The organism is Paenibacillus amylolyticus, from assembly GCF_047302515.1.
Classification (GTDB): Bacteria; Bacillota; Bacilli; order Paenibacillales; family Paenibacillaceae; genus Paenibacillus; species Paenibacillus amylolyticus_G.
The window spans coordinates 2,188,627-2,212,402 of the sequence record NZ_CP168019.1; the positions used below are offsets into that span (position 1 = coordinate 2,188,627).

The window sequence follows — 23,776 nt, forward strand, 5'->3', positions numbered from 1 at the left end:
GATCACCTCCTTAAAAGAAAAACGTCAATCGATAGAATTTTTGAAAAAATCAAGCGCATTTCGCGTAAGTCTTAAAAACCGGCTTAGAAGCAAGCAAAGCAAGTACAACTACTTGAGATGCATTAATTGATCAAGGGTACATTCGCCGCTGCGAATTTTCTCTACAAGGTGGAGGTAATTCTCGTCATCGGAACGGTTGTATGCTTCATCCGTATTCATAATCGGTGCTGTCCCGGAAATACCCATGAAGCTTCGCATTTGATCAGCCTCCCCTTGAATGACGACTACAGGTGACCTTCTCTCTTGCAGTGTCTGCTGGAGAGATCGCATCGCATTTGCACGCTCCAGTGGAACCGTTCCTGATATTCGCTCCATGTTCTGTCTCGCATGATCATTCATATGCATACCGCCCTCTTCCCACAAGGGCCAATTAATGGCGAGTGTAAACCCGTGACGTTCTCCCTGCTGAACACGTTCATTGCGGTATTCGGAATATTCGTCCATAAATGCATTTGCTGCCGCATAATCGGCCTGACCCACATTGCCATGTACCCCGGCAAGCGAGGAAAACAATACAAAAAAGTCCAGCTTGAAATACTGGCTTGCTTCATCCAAATGAACCGTTCCAGCCACTTTTGGAGCCAGCACCTCCTCGATGTCATCAAGCTCCTTTCGGATCATATAGCTGTCGCGAATTAAGCCTGCATTATGAATAATTCCATGCAATTCGCCGTAATTTCGGCTGATTTCCAGCATCAGTTCATCTACAGCTTCCCTCTTCGAGACATCCGAACGCCGATAGATGACCTCTGCCCCCATCTGTTCCAGCAACGCCATTCGCTGGTGATCTGATTCATCCGGTTCTGAACGCCCCGCAAGGATGAGCACGGGATGTTCCGCCTTCTCGGCGATATGCTCTGCTATGATAGATCCAATTGCTCCCAGACCACCTGTAATCAGATACACGCCTCGATCTTTCCAAGGCAGTTCGACCAAGGATGAATGTGAAGTACCGACCTCTTTCCACAATGATGTATATCTTTTATCGTTCTGATAGCGGATATGTGTGTCGCCAGCGCTTTGACTGCTTTCCGTTAGGATCTGCACCACTCGTTCGGTACTCTGAAGATCATCAGCTTCAATGATTTGAATGATGATTTTCGGATTTTCCAATTCAGCCGTTTTCAGCAAGGCAGATAATCCTCCGAATAATTTGTACTGTGCCCGCTTGGCAACCAGCAGTTGAATGAGTACAGCACCTTCCGGTCTAGCTTTGAGCAACTGTTGCACATAACGATAGGCCTTCTTAACAGCAAACAAGTATTGCTCATCCATCAAGTCGGATTGACCAACCCGATCCGCTGGGTCTGGACCAAGGGATACATAATGTACATTCGGAAGTTTGGCAGCCATGACGTGTTCCTGCTCTGTCCAAGGGCCGGATAACATGACGATATGACGACTGTATACCACCTCAGGCACAACTACAGCTTCCTGCTCCTTCCACTCTTTTGCAAACATCAGTGTTTGTGATTCGGTTGGAGATAATGTTTTCCCCATGTGAATCTCTCCCTTCAATGGTTTGCTGGTGAAGCCCTCGAATTGCACACATACATTTCCATCTTCATCACACAAGTCGATGTCCAGCTTTTGCAGTGAATAAGATGGTTTATGCCCCTTACTGTAACGAATATAGGCCCACATGTGGGCTGTACAAGGACGATGGAAAACGACCCGTTCCAGTGCAAAAGGAAGCAGCGGACTTGGACTTGTTTGCAGTCTGTGATCATCAGGCATCGAACTTGCAAGCAGCAATCCAATGGCAGACTGCAAAGCCGCATCTGCCATGGACGGATGCAGGACAAAGTCACGAACGGAGTCCTTCACCCGGGCAGGCAGAGCAAGCTTAGCCAGCACCACGTTTTCTCCCGTGTAGACCGTTTCGATCCCTCGCATGGCTGTGCCATAGTGCAGTCCCATCTGTTCAAATGCCTGATAGCATTCATCCACTGTCCACGGTTTGATGCATCTATTTCGTATTTCTTCCAGATTCAGCCTTAATTCTTGAGATTCGGTTTTCAGCAAAGCCAAACCCTGACTGTGCAGCAACTCTGCTGACGCATCTTGGGTGTATACTTCATAGTGAATGTCTCCCTGCTCTTCCGTATACAAGCGCACATGAACGTCGGTGGCCTGAGCGGCAATTACCACGGGTCTGCTCCAGATGATATTTTCCAGCACAATCACTTCAGGCACGGAATCAGCCTGTTCTATAGAGCGTTTCACAGCCTCGCGAGCCATTTCCAAATAGGCCACTCCCGGAAGTACCCGGTAGGTTCCGACCTGATGATCTGACAGGAAAAATTCATCACCACTGAACCGTGAGGTGAAGCGCTGCTCCGATAACAGGGACGTATTATGGTGAAGCATTGGATGAAGCACAATGTTATTTCGGGAATCTGCTTCGGTGGTATTAGCAACAGACATCGGCATTCCTTTGGCGTCAGGAAGCCAATATTTTTCCCGCTCAAACGGATAGGTGGGCAGACTCATTTTGCTTGGTGTTATTACACCATATATTTGCTTCCAGTCCAGCTTCGCGCCATTCACCCATAATTCCAGCAATCGATCCACGTTATCTTGCATCATGGCCTGTCTGACATCCTCAGAAGCAGGTTTGTTCGCTTCTTGCTCGGTGTCTAACGGAGTATACGAGGTTCGATTAACCCGTCCTCTGTATATCCCGGGAATGGCTTGTTTTAACTTTCCGGTTTGAATGGTAACCAGTCTAGCGATCAGTTCATGTATCGTGCTTGCTGTAAAAGCCAAACGTTCTTCCATTGCCTCTCTACCGGTTTGAAGTGTATAGGCCAGCTTGTCTAACACCTGATCATCCAATGTTCGGCGGCTAATATATAGTAGAAGTTTCTCCGCCACAGCAACCAGCCTTTCTTCATTTCGGGCAGACAAAACGATCATTACCGGTTGCTCCGACTTACGTTCTACCCTGTTAGAAGAGCTTTCTATCACCGGAAAAGAAGGTTGAGCAGGAGCAGGAATGTATTCTTCAACGATAACATGAGCATTTGCACCACCAGCGCCAAATGAGGATACACCAGCAATGCGTGGTATTTCCCGCATCTGTCCGTCCACCTCAACCATCGGTCTTGACCAATCACTCGCCTTCTGCTGTACGATAAACGGCGTGTTTTTGAAGTCAATTTCCCTGTTCAACTCTTCGGCATGCAGGCTGGGTGCAATCTGACCATGTTTCAACTGAAGAATAATCTTGGTCAGTCCGCCAATTCCGGCAGCCGATTCCATATGTCCAACGTTGCTTTTCAGTGAACCAATGGAACAGTATTCTTTATCCTGTGTATCCTGGCGGAACGCTCGTGCAAGTCCGGCCATTTCAATCGGATCCCCCAGGCTTGTCCCGGTTCCATGAGCCTCGATATAGCTGATCCAGCGGGCGTCAATGCCTGCCTTGTTGATCGTCTCCCGAATCAGGTCTCCTTGGGCTGCAGGATTGGGAACCATATACCCATTCGTCTTGCCGCCATGGTTGATGTGGGTTCCACGGATGACGGCATGGATCTGATCTCCATCTTCAACCGCTTTGGACAATTGTTTCAGGATAACCACCCCGACGCCTTCCCCAGGTACAAAACCGTCTGCCTCTTGAGCGAAGCTTTTGCATTTACCGTCAGATGCAAGCATCTGCTGGGCACACAAGGCAACATAGCTTGAAGGATGCAGATACAGGTTCACCCCGCCTGCAATCGCTGCCTCACATTCGCCGCGGCGAATGCTTTCACATGCTTCATGGATAGCCGTGAGTGAAGAGGAGCACATCGTATCCACCGGCATGCTGGGACCATGGAGGTTCAGCAAATAGGAAACCCGGTTTGCGACCGAACTGAACGAGGTCTGCGGGAACCATTCACTGCCTTCATTCCATAGTGGCGGGCCGTAAAGGTTGAAGCCACTTTTGGTAATGCCCGCAAATACCCCCACTCTGCCATTGTACTTTCGATCCATCTGTTCCCTTGTATAGCCCGAGTCTTCAAGCGCTTCCCATACGGTTTGCAAAAAGAGCCTTTCCTGCGGGTCCATGTTCATGACCTCTCGGGGAGAGAGCTGGAAGAACAGCGGATCAAAATCGGCGTATCCTTCAATGAAGCCACCCCATTTGCTGTAGCTCTTGCCTTTGCGCGCGGCTTCCTTGCGATCCGGTTCATAGAATCCTTCAAGTGACCAACGTTCTTCTGGAATTTCCGTGATGCAGTCCTTGCCTGCAATCAGGTTGTCCCAGAATTGTTCCAGATTATCTGCCTGCGGATATTTGCCGCTGATGCCAATAATGGCAATCGGTTCATTGGCAGCCAAGTTGAGAGATACCGTGATGGGTACAGGCTTTACCGGATCGAAAACAGGCTCCTCCATCGTCCTTTCCACTGCCGATACGGTTGGCTGAATAAGGGATTCATGCGTTTGTTCCCGCTCTTTTTCGGGCAGATTCGGTAGAGCCGCCTCCAACAGCTCCTGTCTGTGCTGTTTCATAAAATAATGAATTAATGATGCAAGTGTTTTGTGCTCAAAAAACAGCGTGGTGTTCACGCCATCAAAATGCTTGCGCAACTGATTCGTCAGTTGAACAATCAGGATGGAATCGATGCCGTAAGCCTCCATCAGTTCGGACTCATCGATATGTTCAGGTGACATCCGAATAACCTCTCCGACCAGACGTTTGAAAAATGTCAGGCTGGCCTGCCACATCTGATCGGAATCCAGTTCTGCCTCTGACTGTGACTGGTGTTCTGTCTGCATTTTGTCCATGTTCATGACCGATGAGTTTTCAGAAGAAATAGGCTCATGATTGGACCTGGCCTCCGGCGAAGGTATGGCCATGGATATATATCCGTCGCTGAAGGCGGTGATGATCTGCTGCCCAAGACTCTCACCTGGTTCGGCTGGCAGCATTGCCTGTCCAAACCCAGTCTCTTGTAGCGTCTTCTGCCACTGCTGCTTGCCAAGAACAGGGGAGCCCCCGATACGGATATCATCATCTTCATACAGCCACCAGCCTTCCAGCAAACCAAATGTCAGGTGGCTAAACAGTGAGCTGTGAGTCAATTCGTTCAGCAGAAGCAGGCCGTTTTGTTTTAACAGATCGTGTACGTGACCCAGGGTGCGTCTGATGTTCCGGGTAGCATGAAGAACGTTGGCTGCGATGACCAGATCATAACTGCCCAGATCATAGGATTGTTCGGCAGGAGGTTTTTCGATATCCAGCATGGTGCAGTTCAGATAAGGGTGATTCTCCCCATAAGTCTTCTCTCCATGCAGCAGGAATGCTCTCGAGATGTCCGTATATGCATACTCCGCAATAGAGGCGGCAAAGGGTTTTATCCGCTCAAGAACCTTTTCGGTCGTTCCTCCTGTCCCGGCACCGATTTCAAGAATACGCAAGCTGGCCTGTGGATTGGATTCAAGTCGCTCGGCGAGGTACGCTGCGACGGTATCGGCCAGTATTTCGTTGAAATAGTCTGCTGCTGAATTATGCTTGTAAATGTTCTGCACCATATCCATCGCTCCGTCGGGGAACATGATATTGGTGGCACCCAGCTCTCCTCTGACAATCTCCGGCAGGCTGCGTATCATCTGGTCGACTAACTTAACCTGTGGCGAAAAATCCGGGTCCAGCAGCCAGTGCTTCATACGCTGCTCCCATGCCGACCACATCGAGTCAGAAGCAAGAGACTGTTCCGACAAGGTATACTGCTCTATACGCTTTCTGCTTTCCTTCATCCAGCGATCATAGATGGCAACAGGACGGTTTGCCGAATCAGCTGAGATTATCTGCTGCAACTGAATCGACAGCAGTCCGGCCAGCATCGACTCGAATTCATCGTTAAAGGCGGCCCACTTTTGTTGAAGCGGCTTCACGTTGAGTTGTTGCCCAGAAATTCGATTCATGAGCTGATGGCGTCCTACTTGCTTCGCTTCAGGCGCAACCATAAACATACGATCAGACGCTGTGCCTTCCACTGCCCCTAGTTTGTCCGTCTGAATGAACGCCAGTTGATGCTTGCCTCCTGCCATCAGCAGTTCCAGCGCCCGCATGGCATCCTCAGGATGTATGGAGCCAATTCCCGACTGATTCAGTCTTTGCTTGAAAGTGGCAGGCACCTGACTGGCGATGCCGGTCTCAGCCCAGTAACCCCAATTCATTACTTTTACAGGGAATTTCCAGGATTGTGCTGCAGCGCTCATGCCATCGATAAAGGCACATCCGGCGGCATATCCGGCTTGTCCAGCTGGTGTGGTGAACGAGCTCATGGAGGAGAAAAACAGCATGAAATCCAGAGGCTCCTGTCCAAAAATGTTCATCATGTTCACACTGGCATCCAGCTTGGATGACAATACATTGCGGAAATAATCTGGAGTCATCTGAGTCAGACTTTGATCCATCAGGCCTACTGCAGCATGGACAACCCCGTGAATGGCTGGCGCCAATGATCTGATCTGGCGGTATGCCTCCTGCAAGCTGTGTTTGTCGGATGCATCCGCAGAAATATACAGCGGTTCGGTTCCCAATTCGCCAAGGCGTCTGCATAGCTCTCCGATCCGTGCATCGACCGCTCTTCGGCCAATCCAGATAAGCCGCGCCTGATAGCGCCGAATCATATATTCACTCCATGCTTCCCCAATGCCGCCCGCACCGCCAATAACGACGTAGACGCCGTTTTTTCTGAATGCTTCATGCGTGTCACCTGTAGAGCAGACGTTCACCAGTACACTTTCATACCCTTTTCCATTCCGCCAGGCGCGCGTATTCCCATCCCATATCCCTGGAAAATGGCGTTCGGGATGCTCTCCGATGTCATGGACATCATCCACATCCAGATGGCAGACCCTCCAATCTGGCATTTCTTTGGCGAGGGAACCTGCCAGTCCGCTAATTCCGGCGTGCGCAGGATAGATCGTTTCTCCAGCCGATACGTTGCAGGCCTTCTCCGTTATGATGGTCAGATCGAGTCTGCGTGCGTCGTAGCCCAGATTTATCAAGACTTTAATGAGGAGAAATGTCTGAAACAATCCCTGGTTCTGCTCATTTATCACTTCCACAGCATGCTCCGGTCCGTGAACGATGCTTGAGGGCGGCACAATCCAGACTAGACGGCTGATTACGCCATGGCGCTTTAACTCGATTTCTAGTTTTGTTTCTGGTGTATCCCCTTCAACCGCAACAGGTTGCAGGTCGGGATGCCATTGCTGAATAACGTTCTGCTGCCTCGACGTCCCGCCTACGATAATCCCCGAACCGCCGAAAGATATGGACCTAGGTTGGGTTACATCGGGACTGGTCGATACTTCTCTCCAACTTGGCGCATAAGTCATCGCTCCCGAGAGCGGAATCTGTGTCAGTTTCTGCTTCTCCAGAGTGGCGTAAGCTATTGTTTTAGACTGTAGTGGCTTCGCAAATGTATTGGACTTTTCCTGAATAATGCCGGATGGTTCCCCAGGATACGGTCTGTGCAAAATCGTCAGCCCTATGAATTGCAGGACTATTTTTCCCTGGTCGTCACATAGATCGATCTGCACTTTGCTAGCCTTTCCGGAAGAATCCTGTTCCGGCAAAAGACGCACCCATGCCCAGACGGAATCCGGGCAGTCTCGATAGATTACAGCCTGATCCAAGGAAAAAGGGGTAACTCCGCCTTCCTTGAATTGCGGCAATCCGATGCATGCCTGTATAGCTGAATCCACCAGAGCTGGATGAAGACCATACTCCTCAGCCGTGGATGCAAGAGATGGCGGCAGTTTCAATTGTGCGATGACTTGCCCCTCTCCGATATGAAGACGCTGAATCCCCTGATGACCCGGTCCATAATACAGGCCGGACTGCTCAAAGAAACGGTAACATTCAGCAGCCGTCATCGTTTGTTTTTCGCATTGCAACAGCAAGGATTCCAGATCGATCGTTGGATAGGAAGCTGCTTGATGAGTGGACGTCGAAATCGTTCCTATATGATGTACATTTCGTTTGGATGGTTCTGATCTCACGGATCTCGAATTGTTTTCCCCGCTGGTTATTTCATAACGGATCTCCCCCGTATCCAGCGGAGTTAATCTCAATTCCGCCTGGAGCCTGCCCGGTGTGACTGAATGCTGTTCCATTCCCAGCGGCACAGTCCAGTAGATATCGCGAAAAACTATTACCCTGTCCTGCCGGGATGTATCTGTCGGAATAACCTGCTCCACCGCTGCCCTGGCCATTTCGAGGTAGGCGGCCCCTGGCATGATTTTACGATTGTGAATGACATGATCGTTCAGAAAAAATTCCTGTCCGCTCCACTCTGAACTGAAACAAATCCCTTGCAGATCCGATATATTTCGCTGGAGAAGCGGGTGAAGATAAGATGTCGGTACAGGCTGTCCCGATTTACGCTCCTTCTGTTCAGGCACCCAATAACGTTCTGTGGCAAACGGATAAGTGGGCAGGCTGATTCGCTGGGGCGTCCTTCCCGTGTAACCTTCAGACCACGGAACCTCAAGACCCTTCACCCAAAGATCCAGCAGCTGTCCATACTTGCCTTTGCGGACCCAGCTTTTTACCGTTTCCTGCATATCTGCATCCTCTGCCAGTGCAGCGATCGAGACTCTGTGGGACTTTATTTTGCCTCGATACATGTTTTCGGTTTTCTCCGGATCATGAATATAAGCGTCCAGCCGGTCTTCTATTTCAGCAATGGAAGTTGCCACCAAAGCCAGTCGCTCTTCCATCGACGCACGCCCTGTCTGAAGTGTGTACGCGAGCTGAGGCAGATGACAATCCTCATATCGTCCCGATTGCAACGCCGCCAGCAATTGCCGAGCCTGTTCCTGAAGTCTTTTTTCGGTTTTGGCTGACAGTACGATACATACTGAAGTAGCTTTGTTCATTGAGTCCCCGTGAGCTGGATGATGGGTCCGATCAGAATTGGCTACCGATTCATCCGGAATATATTCTTCAAGCAGCACATGTGCGTTTACGCCTCCGAATCCGAAGGAACTCACTCCTGCACGTCTTGGCATCGTTCTTCCGGCAGAGTCATGGAGCGCTTCCCATGCTTTATTTTCATCGACGATGTAAAAAGGACTCCCTTCCAATTGAATGTAAGGGTTAGATCTTTCATAATGAACTGTCTTCACAAGCGTTTTGTATTTCATTTGCAGCAGTACCTTAATGACCCCGGCAATGCCCGCGGCAAGCTCCAGATGCCCAATGTTGGTTTTGATAGAGCCCAGTCCGCAAGATGCTGAGGTTGTCAGATTGGGTTCCGCAGTTGCAAGAGTCTCCTGAAACGCGATCTTCAAGCCGTTAATTTCAATGGGATCACCAAGTGGCGTACCTGTTCCGTGAGCCTCAATGTATCCTATGGTAGATGGGTGCACACCAGCCTTTGAATATACGGATTTAATCAAGTCGGCTTGTGCTCGCGGATTCGGTGCGGTGAGTGATGCGGCCCGTCCACCGTGATTTTCATCCGTAGCACGAATCAGGCCATATATGTGATCACCTGCTTGCTCAGCGGCCCGTAACCCTTTCAAAAAAATCATGCCAACGCCTTCTCCGCGTACATATCCGTTAACCTCATCGGAGAACGTTTTACAACGTCCATCTGGACTCAGCATACCCGCTTTATTGAAACTGATATGATAGTCCGGGTCCAAAATGGTATTAACTCCACCCACTATAGCAGTATCACAGTCTCCATTTCGTATCGCCTGAACAGCCCTGTGAAGTGCCACCAGCGAACTGGAGCATGCCGTTTCCACAGGTTCACTTGGACCGTGTACATTCAGGAAAAAGCTCATTCGGTTAGGACCTACGGAAGCCACATGGCCTGTTGAAGTATATCCTTCGATTACGGTATCCGCCTGTGTTAACAGACGATGATACCCGCTGCTCGCAGTGCCAACAAAGATACCCATTTTTGAACCGGACAAGCTCGGCGGTGCATAGCCCGCATCTTCAATTGCTTTCCAGGCATACATCATCAAAAGGCGCTGCTGCGGGTCCATCAATTCCGCTTCACGTGGGGAAATGCCAAAGAAACCAGGATCAAATTCGGCGACACCCTCCATAAATCCGCCCCATTTGATATTGGTTTTGTTGTGAGCCTGATCGGGGTCTCCGTAATAGGCTCTCCAGTCCCACCGATCCAGTGGAATTTCCGAGATGCAATCCCGTCCCTGAAGCAGATTATTCCATAAGGCATCAATGTCCTTCGCCATCGGAAATCGGCCGCTCATGCCAATAATGGCGATGGGCTCCGGAGCCTTATGATTTTGATGATCGGATTCAGGCATGCTGGATTCTCTATGGCGTTCGGAGGATGATATTGAACCTCCCATTTGTTCTTTCTGCTCAGGCGAATCTTTCGTTTCCTTCGGAAATGTATATGGGTTACGGATCGAAAACGAACCAGCCTGTTCCACCTGTCTGAGCAGATTAGAGGAGACACCTTCTGTTTCCTTCTCCTGTGATGAGTCATCAGCATGCGGTCCCTCGGTGTCCATGTGCTTCTCAAGCAAAAGTGTATCCCACTGTTTCGGATAGGCTCCAACAAGATGTCCTGTTAAAGATCTTAAGGTGGAATGCTCAAAGAAAACAGTAGGTGTAAGTTTAAGCGCATAGTGCTCATTAAGAATACCGGCGAAATCGGTAAACGAAATGGAATCGAATCCATATTCGCCAAATTCCACATCTGGAAAGATGTCGGTTCGGTTTACCTGCAACAACTCAGACATATGATCCGTTAAAACGTCTTGGACTTTGGAAACGAGCAGCCGTTTTCGCTCATCCCCTGTCGGCCATGTTCGTTTTTGCGACTCAGGGATGTCGCTTGAGACGGCAACAGACGTCATGGATTGTGAAGGAGCTGTTGACACGTTCCATATTGACGGCAGATCCACCGAACCTGCGGAATCTGACATCACACCTGACAGAAATAACTCCGGTTCACCGTAAAAAGCCAGCACTTGGGATGAACCGCTGTTCATGGCCATATGCAGCAGTTTGATTCCGATAGAGGTGTCCATCGGGTGCATTCCCCATTGGCGGCGGATTTTCTGCTCCGCTGCTGCTCCTGGTTGCATGCGTCCTTCCCTCCAGAGCGGCCAGTTGATTGCGAGCGTTGTGCCGTTACGCTGTCCGTTCCGAACGAGCCCATCTCGGTATGTGGCGTAGGCATCCATAAAAGCATTCGCACAGGCGTAATCCGCTTGACCTGGATTGCCTGTCACAGCAGCCATTGAAGAGAACAGGACAAAAAAATCGAGCGCCATGTGGGCGGTCGATTCATCGATCCATATCGTGCCGTCCACTTTGGGAGCCAAGACGGATCGCAGTTCTTCTGGATCTTTGTGCCGTAAGCCACGATCTTTCACGACACCTGCCGCATGAATAATGCCGTTCAGCTCACCGTAATCAGACTGAATTTCCTGTACCAGTCTCTGAACTGCTTCACGGGAAGTGATGTCCGCTTTCCTGTATAGCACGTGATTTCCGTTCAATTGAAGCTGTTGAAGCTGGGCCTGCTGCTCGGCGTTTGGAGTCGAGCGGCCGTTTAACAGAATCGTGGCGTTCCTGATCTGACTGACAAGTGTCCGTGTCAAGGCTAAACCGAGTCCGCCGATGCCTCCGGTTATCAGATATACCCCACCGTCTTTCCAGAACAATGAATTGCCAGCTGAGTAAGCAGACAGCTCATGCCAGACTCTTGTCTGCCTGATACCGGAAGCCGGATAGCAGGCAATTACGTTTTCTGAATGACGGCTCTCTGAAGCCACTTTATCAATCAGTTCACCTGTTTGTATGGAGGAGTGCAGCTGAATGAGCTGGCATGTTAACTGTCGATGCTCTCTTGAAGCCGTCAATAACATCCCGGCAAGACCGTTGAGCAGACCGCCCTGCCCCTCTTCCTCAAAAGGAATAACGAGCTGAATAAGTGTACTTCCGGTTTCGGTGTTCACCATTTGCTTAATTTCTTCGAGCAGGTGTGCAGCTGATTCAGTAAAAAAGCTTGCAAGCGGGTGCAGCAATGCATTGTCTTGCTCAAATCGCTCTGCGGATGCAAAGGTATCCGTTGCCAATCGTTCGCAGCGAGCATGAGAAAACGAATCACGCAATGAAGATAGCTGCCCTGTAAAATGATCCGAAATCAAAATCAGATGATTGTTGTACTTAGCGGCTGATTGGTGGGAAGAAATCTCAAGCGGCTTCCATTCCGGCGCCAATAGAATCGGCCTCACGTTTTCTTCCTTCTGTGTATCGAAATCCTTCTCCAGAACACGCGGCGTGAATCCGGTCATGCGAATACGTACCACTCCGTCCATGTCGCACAGATCTACATCCAGCTTGTGAATTTTGCTGTTCCGGCTGTTTCCTGAACTGTACGTGGCAACCGCCCACATCTCCGCTGTGCAGGGGCCCAGAATATCCAACTGCTCCAGCGCAAACGGTAGCGCAGGTCTGCCGGAGGCAGCTTGGTCCGTCACAATGCCGAGCAGATATCCGATGGTGACCTGAAGTGCCGAGTCCATCAAGCTGGGATGAAGAATATATTCTTCACCCGAAGCGGTCAGGGATTGCGGGAGTGACAAGTGTGCTATGACACGATCCTGCCCAACATATACGGACTGTATCCCGCGTAAGCCCGGCCCAAGGACAATCCCCGTTTGAGCGGAGGAAGCGTAGAATGCTTCGGCATGAAACGGGCTGGGTGTGCAAGCCGCAAGTTCGGTTTGAATATCCCGCTCCATTTGGACAGGAAGTTTGGCGAGCATGACTTGGCCTTGACTGTATACCTGTTTATGTTGATCGCTTTCCTTTCCCTGCTCTTGACCAATTTCAAAGTGCATCGTTTCGTCTGCCTCTGTCTGCTCGACAGGACGAAAACGGATAGCAAAGGACGCTGATGTTTCATTCAGAATTAACGGGGCAGACCAGATCACGTTTCTCAAGCGAATCATCCTCGAATCCGAGAAATCACCCCATGCCGTATCTGCTGCAAAGCATACCCATTCCAAATGAGCTACACCCGGAAGCACTTTCATCCCCTTCACCAAATGATCTTTGAAAAAGAATTCCTGACCGCTGAAAGTGGACGAATATTGCAATTGCTTTACGCTGGATGTGTTTCTATGAACCAGTGGATGTAGCACTGTTCCAAAAGCATGTTTGGCACTCGACGGCTGTTTAACCTGCTGAGTATCTTCACGTGCCGGCACCCAGTAGTCGTCCCCTGCAAAGGGGTAAGTCGGAAGCGGGATACGCTGTGTAGAGATTGGGAACAGCTTGTCAAATGAAAGATCGTAACCCTGTACATACATTTCGCAGAGGGCTGACAAATGCTCCAGATAAACAGAGGAATCCTCCGTTTCCCGGCATTGCCTTATACATTCGGCGGCGTATCGTTTCAACGAGGCGTTGCCTCGTTGTTCGTTTCGATTAACGAACCCGCTGGTTACTGAATTGCTCTCCCCTTTTGCAAGCCACTCACTCAACTGATCAGCGAGCTGCTCCCCGTTTCGGGCAATGCAGATCATCCGATGGGCCAAATGAGGTCTGCCTGTAAGTAAGGTATAACTCATGTGCAGACTTTCCACCGCGGAGTTTTCTTTTGCATAGGACACAAGCTGCTCAGCTTGCTGACGTAGTTGGTCCGCAGTACGCGCTGACAGTGCAATCAGATATCCGGGCCGCAGGTCGGAGTTGGCAGCCGGACGCGGGGGTGGCTCCTCAATGACCATATGGGCATTGGTTCCGCTGAATCCAAATGAACTGATCGCGGCAATTCTCCGCTGGCCTTTTTCGGTGTGCCATGGCTTGGTCTCCGTATTGACATAAAAAGGGCTGTTGCCGAACGTAATGTTGGGATTGGCCTTTTCCATATGCAGCGAAGCTGGAATGCGCTTGTGACGTAAGGAAAGCAAAACCTTGATCAATCCGGCAATGCCCGCAGCGGTCGCTAGATGCCCGATATTGGTTTTGATGGAGCCCAGCGCACAGTATTGCTTCTGATCCGTATATGACGAAAATGCGTTAGTAAGCGCCTGGAACTCAATCGGGTCTCCAAGCCGGGTTCCGGTTCCATGCGCCTCTACCAGCTGAATGCTGGCCGGATCGATACCGAAGCGATCATAGACCTGTTTCTCCAAAGCGGTCTGTGATTTGGCACTTGGTGCGGTAATTCCGTTGGTCGTACCATCCTGATTGATACCTGTTCCGCGAATTACGCCATGTATGTGATCTCCATCACGTACGGCATCACTGAGCCGTTTCAGCAGAACCGCTCCAGCTCCTTCTCCTGGCACAAAACCGTCTGCCCGTTCATCAAACGTATGACATCGCCCGGTGGTTGAAAGCATGCCGGCACGGTTGGCATCCATATAGAACTGGGGAGTCGATTGAATAAACACTCCGCCCGCAAGCGCCATTTCCGTTTCCCTCGCCCACAGCGACTGACACGCCAGATGAATTGCCACCAACGAGCTGGAGCAGGCGGTATCTACCGCAATGGCAGGACCTTTCAAATCGAGATAATAGGCGATCCTGGCCGGAATGATGGACCCAGCTTTCCCCCAGAACGACTGAGCTGGAGGCTGTTCACCCATCAGCTGTCCATAATCCATTTCCGTACAGCCAACGTATACGCCGCATTTACGGCCCTGCATCGAGTCGCCGGCATAACCGGCATCCTCGAACGTTCTCCAGGCTTCCTCCAGAAAAATCCGCTGCTGAGGGTCCATGTAGGCGGCTTCTTGCCCGGAAATGTTAAAAAAGAGTGGATCAAACGCATGAATGTTATCCAAAAAGCTGCCCTGGTCGCAAAAGGAAACATCCGCTCCATAATGCTTGGCAAGATTCCAGCGCTGCTCACGTTGGATCAGGTCATCTCCCTTTTCGAGATGCGACCACAATTCCGCTACGTCGCGCGAACCCGCAAATCGGCCGCTCATGCCAATGATCGCCACCGGCTCATACGTTGTCAGCTCTTCGCTTTTGTTTCTCAATCCGTCATCTTCAATCCGGGCTCGAGTGGTGACACCGGCAGAATCAGCTGGAAGAGCAGTAGCGGCGGGCTGATAGTGCATATATTCCGGCACGTTAATGACAATTTTGCCGATATTTTTTCGTTGATCCATGCAGCGGTAGGCTTCCTGCAATCTGTCCATCGGGAATGTTTGACCGATCAGGGGACGGATGACCCCTTCTTCTACCCAATGCATCATCTCTTGCCTGTATTCAGCGAGCATTTCAGGCTGTTCCATGCCCAGCTTGCGCAGATCCAGACTGTAGAAGCTCTGGTTGTGATTGAGTCCCGACAGGTTGACTGAATGGGCGCTTTTGAGAGCTGTCATCGCGATCTCGATGTATCTTCCGTTCCGCGCAAGACAATTTAATCCTTTTTGCAGCGCCTCGCCTGGGAGGGTATTTAGAATGACGTGTACCCCTTCTCCGTTCGTGAGCCGTTGTACTTCCTGTTCAAAGTCCGTAGTGGCATAGTTGATTACATAGCTGGCGCCCATCTCCTGCAAATAATCAAGCTTGTGCTGCATGCTGGCCGTGGCGAAAATTTCTGCACCAAAATGGCGGGCGAGCTGAATGGCTACAAGTCCGACACCTCCGGTTGCCGTTTGGATCAGTACTCGTTCGCCGGGTTGAATATTGGCTTTGCGGAAGGCGGCAATGACAGTCATGGCTACGACGGGTAGCGAACAAGCTTCCTCATGAGTAAGCAGATCAGGTTTGGCAAATACTTGCTCTGCTTTACACGTAATGGCGGTGGCATGCGCTCCGAGTGAGGCATCTGCATAGAACACTACCTCATCGCCGGTTTTTACCGTTGTAACGGAGGAACCTGTTTCAACTACAATACCGGCTGCCTCAAAACCTGGTGTAAAAGGATACGGCGGCATGGTCGGATACAGGCCCCGAATACAGAGCAAATCCCCGAAATTCAGGGAAAACGCTCTGACCGAAATGCGCACTTCGTCAGGCCGCAATTCCTGCACAAGGGTCTGATGAAGCTGAAGATCACTGATCTCCGAGGGACTGCAAATATGTGTGTGATAAAAATAAGAACCCGAGGTCTTGTCATTGATTCGGGTATTAGGTGCTTTCGCTTTGCTACTGTCCACAAAGGGGTTCGATGCATAATTGACAGATTCGGAAGGCAGCGATGTGCCCGAAAAACGTGTTGTCTCTTTATCTGATGCCATTGCAGCTGCCGGTTCTGGCTCCCCAGACTGACTCTGCAAGAGCAGCGATTCGATCGTTTTTCCGTATTCCTGCAAAATGTGTTCTGTCAGACGATCCACATTGTTATAGTCGAACAGCACAGTCGTTTGCAAGGTCAGTTTGCACTTTTGATTAAGCACGTTGACCAGATGGACGGCAATAATGGAATCGACGCCATAGTCCGAGAAGCTGCGATTGTTCTGGATTCTGGACTGCTCCATCTTCAGGTCCTCCGCGATGCTTTCACGAATCGCCTTTTTTACAAACTGTTCAGTCATCTCCGCGGTGATGATCCCATGATCCGCAGCGGGCTGCTCCTGTTCATAGAACGATTCGTTCTGGTGTACGATATCGGCAGGACGACTGGGTTGAAAAACGCTTTTAACAACAGGTGCAGAACCATTAGCCCGAATGACGATACCGTCACTTTTGGCGGCAATGATGTGCTGTCCATAGCGGTCTGCCTGTGCTGACGGGTAATGAACGGAATGATAGCCTTCCCGCTGAAGCATCTTTTTCCAGTTTGCGGCCGACAAGGCCGGACACCCCGGGATGCGGACATTCTCATCCGTGTACTGCCACCAACCCTCCAGCAGTCCAAAGGTCAGGTGATTTATTACGGTTTTGCGCGTAATCTCGTTTAACAGCAATTGTCCATCCTTTTTGAGTGATGCCTTGATCATGCGAAGTGTGTCTCGGATATCCGGGGTGGTATGTAGTACATTGCTCGCAATAATGAGATCATACCTACCCGGTTCAATGCCTTGCTCGGCAAAAGGAATTTTCAAATCGGCAATTTTATATGTCAAATAGGGTACCGAGGGGCCATACTGCTGCTCAGCATGCATGAGAAAGGCACGGGAAATATCGGAATAACAGTATTCCTGTATCTTGTGTGCGATGGGTTTTAACTTTTCAAAAACAACTTCGCTTGTGCCTCCCGTACCGGCGCCGATTTCCAGAATGTTTACTTTCCTGTGTCCTGTGATCTCGGACGTCAATTCATTGATTACGCTCAGCGCCTGTTCCGCAAGAGTTCCGTTGAAATAATCGGCAATGGCATGATGTTTATAAATACCTTCAACCATATGCATCGACGAGTCGGGAAACATCACTTCGGTAGCGGCCCTATGTCCTTTGAGAATGTCCGGAAGAGCACGAATCGTCGAATCGGCCAATCTCGCATAAGCGCGCACATCGGGATGCGAGAGCCAGCCCGGAAGTCTGCTCTCCCATGCCTCCCAGGATAACCGGGTCCAGGCCGCAATCTCTTCTGATTGGAGGCTTTCAACCGGACCAGGCAACTCCTGGGCATATTCTGCAATCATCAGGCGACTTTCGATCAGCCATTTCTGATAGAATGGGCGGACCGTTTTTTCAAACACAAAATGTTCATCCATACATCCCGCATGGTGCAGTTGCCCCCATAATAACCGAATAAGTAGCCGTTCGATGCTGCTCATCTGCTCCTGAACCGAATCCATATGTTCTGTAATGATCATCTACTACACTCCCTTTGCATATCGGTCATTGTGCACTTGGTCTAACGATATACCGTTAACATTTGATTTTCATTTAGTACAAGCATTTCGGGTTTACGGGTCATCTTGAGTATGACGGCCTGTTGCAGGGAACCTGACATCAGCCATTCCAGAATAGGATGGGCTTCCTCAGCTTCGATAGAACCAATGCCTTTCTGATGCATGCTTTGCCTTACCTGCTCAGATACGACCGAACCAACGCTGCCCCAATATCCCCAGTTGACCACTTTGATCCGTCCAGGCCATTTCCTGTTCATCTGTGTGGCCAGGGCATCGGCATAACAGCAGGCAGCTACATAGTTGCCCTGACCTGGCAGTTTCATAAAGGAGTTCAGCGAAGAGAAAAACAAGACAAAATCGGGTTGCTTCCGAAGCCGACTCATTAATGCATTCACTTGTTCGCTAATTTGAACTTTGGCAGACAGCACGTTGTTGAAAATCTCTTCATCCATACGAGCCAAACTTCTGTCTGACAACACTAGTGCAGAATGGATTATTCCATTCACCTGTCCAAACCGCTTTATGACAGACTCATAAGCCTGTTCCAGACGACCGGGGAGCGAAGCGTCTGCCTGGATATAAAGAGGCTCCGGCCCCAATAGGCCCAAATGTTCGATTTTACGGCGAATCTCGGGACTCAGGGGACTTCTTCCTAGCCAGATCACTTGGGCGTTGTAAGTCGCAATCATATAACGTGTCCAGACTTCGCCAATTCCTCCGGCTCCTCCAATAACCAAATAGACCCCTCCCTGCCGATAAGCGGTTAATGGAACGGAATCGTATTCTACAGGCACTAATTCCTGGCGATACCATTCCTGATCCCTCCACACATATGCATTTCCGTGGGGGTCCGGGGTCATATCTGCAATAGCATCCATTGGGAGAATTTCTCCGCCATTCAGATCAATGACGCGAATGGCCCAATGGGCATATTCCTTAGCAAGTGAACCCGTCAACCCATGAATAGCAGCCTGGTCCGGATCGATGGTATCGTCGAAGGCAAGCGCTTGCGCATTCGTTGTAACGACCGTGAGGTGAAGACTTCTGGAGCCGTATCCCAGGTGCAGAATGCTTTTGACAAACCTGAAAAAACGAGTAAGTTCGGGTACGAAGCTTTCTTGCTCTTCCCTGTTTGTTTCTGTCTTGCGATTCTCGGACATAACGTGGCGACAATGCCAGATCATATGATCGCAATCTCCCTCGGCCGCAAGCATATCCACCATCTGTGCCGCAGATGCCTGTCTCGGAAAGACAATCTGGCGAAAATCATCCCCTCTCGGGAATCGAATGTTCATGTCGGCATTTTCGCAGAGAATCAGAAGTTTTTCCGCCGAATACACCTCAGTGCCGGAAACGCCTTCACTTGATGATTGTTGCTCTAATGGTGCCCACACCGTTGTAAGAACAGCCAGTTTAGCATCATCTTTTTCCGCTGTTGCCGCTGCCGCCGACATGGTCAGATCTTTTGTCAATGGCTCCAGTGCATTTAGATTATTTAAATGATGCCCGAACTGATTAGTTAAGCCAGCTTCCTCTCCAGTCCAATCCTGCTGGGATTGGGGCGTGGCAGCCCACTTCCGTAACGCCAAACCTTCAAACTTTGCGCAAAGCAATCCATCCTCACTATAGAGCGTGAGGTCATAACGAGGCATGGAATTCCCAGGACCACTGCTCGCGGTATAACGGACTTCTACCCACATCACAGAAGAACATGGTCTGTAAATCTCCGCTTGTTGCAGTGCATATGGCAGCCAGGGCTCAGGCGAAAGACCTTCTTCCTGGCTCAACTGGCTCAAATCCATAGCAAGTGCCAGACAGGCCTGAAAAGCCGAATCTAGCATGGATGGGTGGAGTCCGTATTCCTCCAGACTTTTTGTACCCGACAATGGCATGGCTAGTCGTGCCATAACGCTGTGCTGACCCGTATACAAATGTGAGATGCAGCGGTGAGTGTTTCCATAAACCAGACCTATTCGAGAAAAAATTTGATAACCTCTCTCAGGTGGAACGACCTTGTTGCCATGACGCTTATGCCAATTAGCAGGTTGGAATACAGGTGTGTCCCCTGTGGAGCGAATCAAGGAAACGAATCCTTGACTGCATAATACGGATGGAGCCTCGGCCTTCGTAGTGCTTGTAATTTCAAACCGGTACCCCTGTTGGTGTCGCTCGGCCTGCAATTCAAGATGTACAGACAACGGCTGATCCTCTACAGATGCGGGATGCAACCATACCAGATCATGCAGACGAATATGATCGTTTCCGTTTTGCTGTCTGTTATGTTCTTCCGGCGGCAGGGAATGCCGTAGAGCTGCTGCAGCCATCTCCAGATGAGCCGCTCCGGGTAATATGCTCACCCCTCTTACTTGATGATCACGCAGAAATGATTCGTTTCCGGTAAAACGTGAGCTAAACCGCTGGCTGCCCAAATAACTGGTATTTTTATGCAGCAGCGGATGCAGCCATTCTGTCTGGCTTGGCGCTACGACGTTTGTGATTTCAAAACCTTCATTCCCAGATAAGGAGGATAAAGAAGGTATCATGTAATGTTCTTCCGCAAAAGGATATCCCGGCAGGCTAATTCGCTGTGGTTTAACCTTTCCATACCACTGCTGCCAATCCAGCTTCATTCCCCGAACCCATTGCTCCAGAAGCCGAACCGTTTTTCGTTTGCGCATCCAGCTGGCTGCCAGTTCCTGCATATCGTCATCGTCTACAAGTCGATTTTCATTCCGTTCAATATCGATCTCTCCGGTGAATATCTGTTCATGTGCCGTTTCCCCGGTGAGATACGCCTGCAATTTGCCTAGCATCTCCTTGATGGTATACGCCGTGAAAGCACATCTGCATTCCATCTCTTCTCTTCCGGTTTGCAGCGTGTAGGCGATCCTAGCGAGATGTAAGTCTGTATAAGCGTTGTCCTGAACGGCTTTTGCAAGCTGTCTCACCTTTATCCTGAGGCGATCTTCGGTTTTTGCCGATAGAACGATCATTACCGGTGCATTGGAATCCCCTGCCATCACCGATTTCTGGTCCACCTTGTAATCCGTCCTGTATTCCTCAAGGATGACATGGGCATTGGCACCGCCTGCTCCGAATGAGGAGATACCCGCAATCCGTGGATATTCGCGCATGCCTTCAGGTGTATCCAGTACGGGACGAATCCATGGAGTCATGTGCTGCTGAACGTGAAATGGGGTTTGACTGAACCGAATATTCGGGTTGCTGCTCTCTGCATGCAGTGAAGGCACCAGGCAGCCGTGACGCATTTGCAGTAATATTTTGCTGACCCCGGCGATGCCAGCCGCACTCTCGGCATGGCCGATGTTCGACTTCACCGAGCCGATTGCACAAAATTGTCTATCCGCTGTATGTTTTTCAAATGCCCTGCGCAAGCCTTCGATTTCAATCGGGTCACCCAGTGCCGTACCGGTGCCATGTGCCTCAATATAACTGATGGTCCGGGCATCTACGCCAGATCGTGAGATGGCTTCGCTGATCACCTTTGCCTGCTGGCCGGGATTGGGCACGGTGTACCCTTTTGTTCTACCCGCTGCATTAATCATGCTTCCTTTAACGATGCCGTAAATAAAATCCCCGTCGGCCTCCGCCATATGAAGCGGCTTGAGGAGTAATGCACCAACACCTTCTCCGTCCACAAAACCGTTGGCTCCCTCTCCAAACGGACTGCACTCGTTGTCTGGAGTCAGCATAGTTTTTTCGGATAACCTGACATAATGAACCGGGTCAACGATTAGATTCACACCGCCTGCGATGGCTAGGTCACAGGTGCCATTGCGCAGACTTTCCATTGCCAGGTGAATGGCCGTCAAGGAGGAAGAACATGCCGTATCCACGGCCAGGCTTGGCCCCGTGAAATTAAACGTGTAGGATACCCGATTGGCTATGGACCAAAAGGAAGCTCCCGTAGGATAGTTGCCATTCATTACACCTGCGTACACACCAACTGTACCCGCATCGGCAAGAGCCTGAGGCGTATAACCCGCATCTTCGATGGCAACATAGACCGTTTGCAGAAACTGCCGCTCCTGCGGGTCCATTTGTTCGGCCTCTTTAGGAGAAATATGGAAGAACAACGGGTCAAAGTGATAGATACCACGAATAAATCCTCCCCACCTGCTGTAAGACGTTCCTTTTTGTCCTTTCCCCGAATGATAGTGGGTTCTCCAATCCCAACGTTGTGAAGGTATTTCAGTAATACAATTTTTGCCCTGCATCAAATTTTTCCAAAATTCTGCCATATCATCAGCCTGAGCGTAACGCCCGGCAAACCCGATGATGGCTACTTCATCTGTTGCCTCAGATGGTCGTTGCTGCTTGTAACTTTCAGTTAGGTGAGTGGTAGCTTCTGTCGAAAATTCACCCATATTCAGTTCAGGCTCTGTTATCGATTCCTCTTGCATTTCCGTTAACCCAAGCATCGAGATCAGCTCAAACTTGCGCTTTTCCACAAAATGATTGACCAGTGCGTCAAGGGTCGTATATTCAAAAAAGAGCACGCTGCTCACATGCTCCCCCATTTCCTTATTTAGCTGTTCGGTTAACTGAATGATGAGAATGGAATCCAGCCCATACATTTCTAGAGCTTCCGCGGGGTCGATCTGCTCCGGCTCCACATCCAGAATGGCACCGATCATCTTTTGTAAATACATCATGCATGCTTGTTTTAATTCCCTGTCATCTACAGCAGGGGCTTTCGGGCTTAACGCGTTTAAGGCTGGTTCTAGTTCTTGAACTGTAATAGTCTCTTGTGGCTTTAGAGGCTCTTCCTTTCCAGCCGCGGGCAGCATCTGAGTCGCTGATGAAAAGGTGTGTTTCTGCCGGACTATTCCGTCACTCGCTGCTCTTATGATTTGCTGGCCCAGTCCTTCGGCGGTGGATGCGGGAAATTCTATGTCAAAGTAACCCTCCAGTTCGAGTGCCGCTTTCCACTGATCCGGATGCAGCAGCGGAGTGCCGGGAATACGCACCTGTTCGTCTTCGAACAGCCACCATCCGGTCAGCAAGCCAAACGTGACATGGTTAAACAGGGAATCCTCAATAATCTCGTTGATTAACAGTTTACCTTTCAAGGTCAACAACGCTTTGGCATTGCGAAGAGTATGACGGATCTGACGCGTGGCGTGCAGCACATTGGTAGCCACGACCAGGTCATATCGTCCCGCTTCAATTCCCTGAGAATGCAACGGCTCTTCAATATTGAGCAGGCTGTACGTCAGGTAGGGATAATACGGCCCATATTGTTTCCTTGCATGCTGTAGAAAAGATTTGGAGACGTCCGTGTAACAGTATTCCTGAATAAGTTCACGGTAGGGCTCGAACTTTTGAAACAGCATGGAGCTAGTGCCTCCAGTTCCGGCGCCGATTTCAAGAATGCGGATCTTGCGATTGCCATGCCCGGAGAAATCCCTGATCAGCTGGACGGCCTCATCTGCAAGCAGTGAATTGAAATAATCTGCAATTGAATTTTGCTTGTATATTCCCTCCACTCTTGACATGGAGCCCCCCGGAAACATGATCTCTGTTGCAGACTGTTTGCCTGTAACAATGTCGGGCAGCGCCCGGATCATCACGTCAGCGAGTTCTACCCTTGCTCTCATTTCCGGCTGCGTAATACAGCGCTTCTTGTGCTCTTCCCAATCAGACCAAATGTTACTTCGTTCAAATTCACCGAGTTCCGGGTTACGCTGAAGAATGCGAAGTGTGTGGTCCATCCATCGTTGGTATGCAGGAAGCACACCAGGATAAGAAGTGCAGTACGAAGCTCCTGCCATCGTTCTAACATCTCCAAGCTGTTCCATCTGAACAATCAACACATGCATCAGCTTCTGGTTCAATGAATTGCACAGCTTGTGCTGTAAGGATAACCGCTCGTTATCTTGCATGATTTCGCCCTCCTGTTGGATTACACGCTTCATGC

Annotated in this window: 2 protein-coding genes; both read right to left on the reverse strand. The window is 50.1% G+C overall.

Annotation, left to right across the window (positions count from 1 at the left end):
- Positions 1-108: 108 nt before the first annotated feature.
- Positions 109-17,796: an SDR family NAD(P)-dependent oxidoreductase gene (locus ACDJ59_RS09515; protein ID WP_413408573.1), complete on the reverse strand. Its 17,688-nt coding sequence runs from the start codon at positions 17,794-17,796 to the stop codon at positions 109-111.
- A 41-nt stretch (positions 17,797-17,837) separates the two neighbouring features.
- On the reverse strand, positions 17,838-23,741 hold the full coding sequence (locus ACDJ59_RS09520) for an SDR family NAD(P)-dependent oxidoreductase (protein WP_413408574.1): 5,904 nt from the start codon (positions 23,739-23,741) through the stop codon (positions 17,838-17,840).
- Positions 23,742-23,776: the final 35 nt, after the last annotated feature.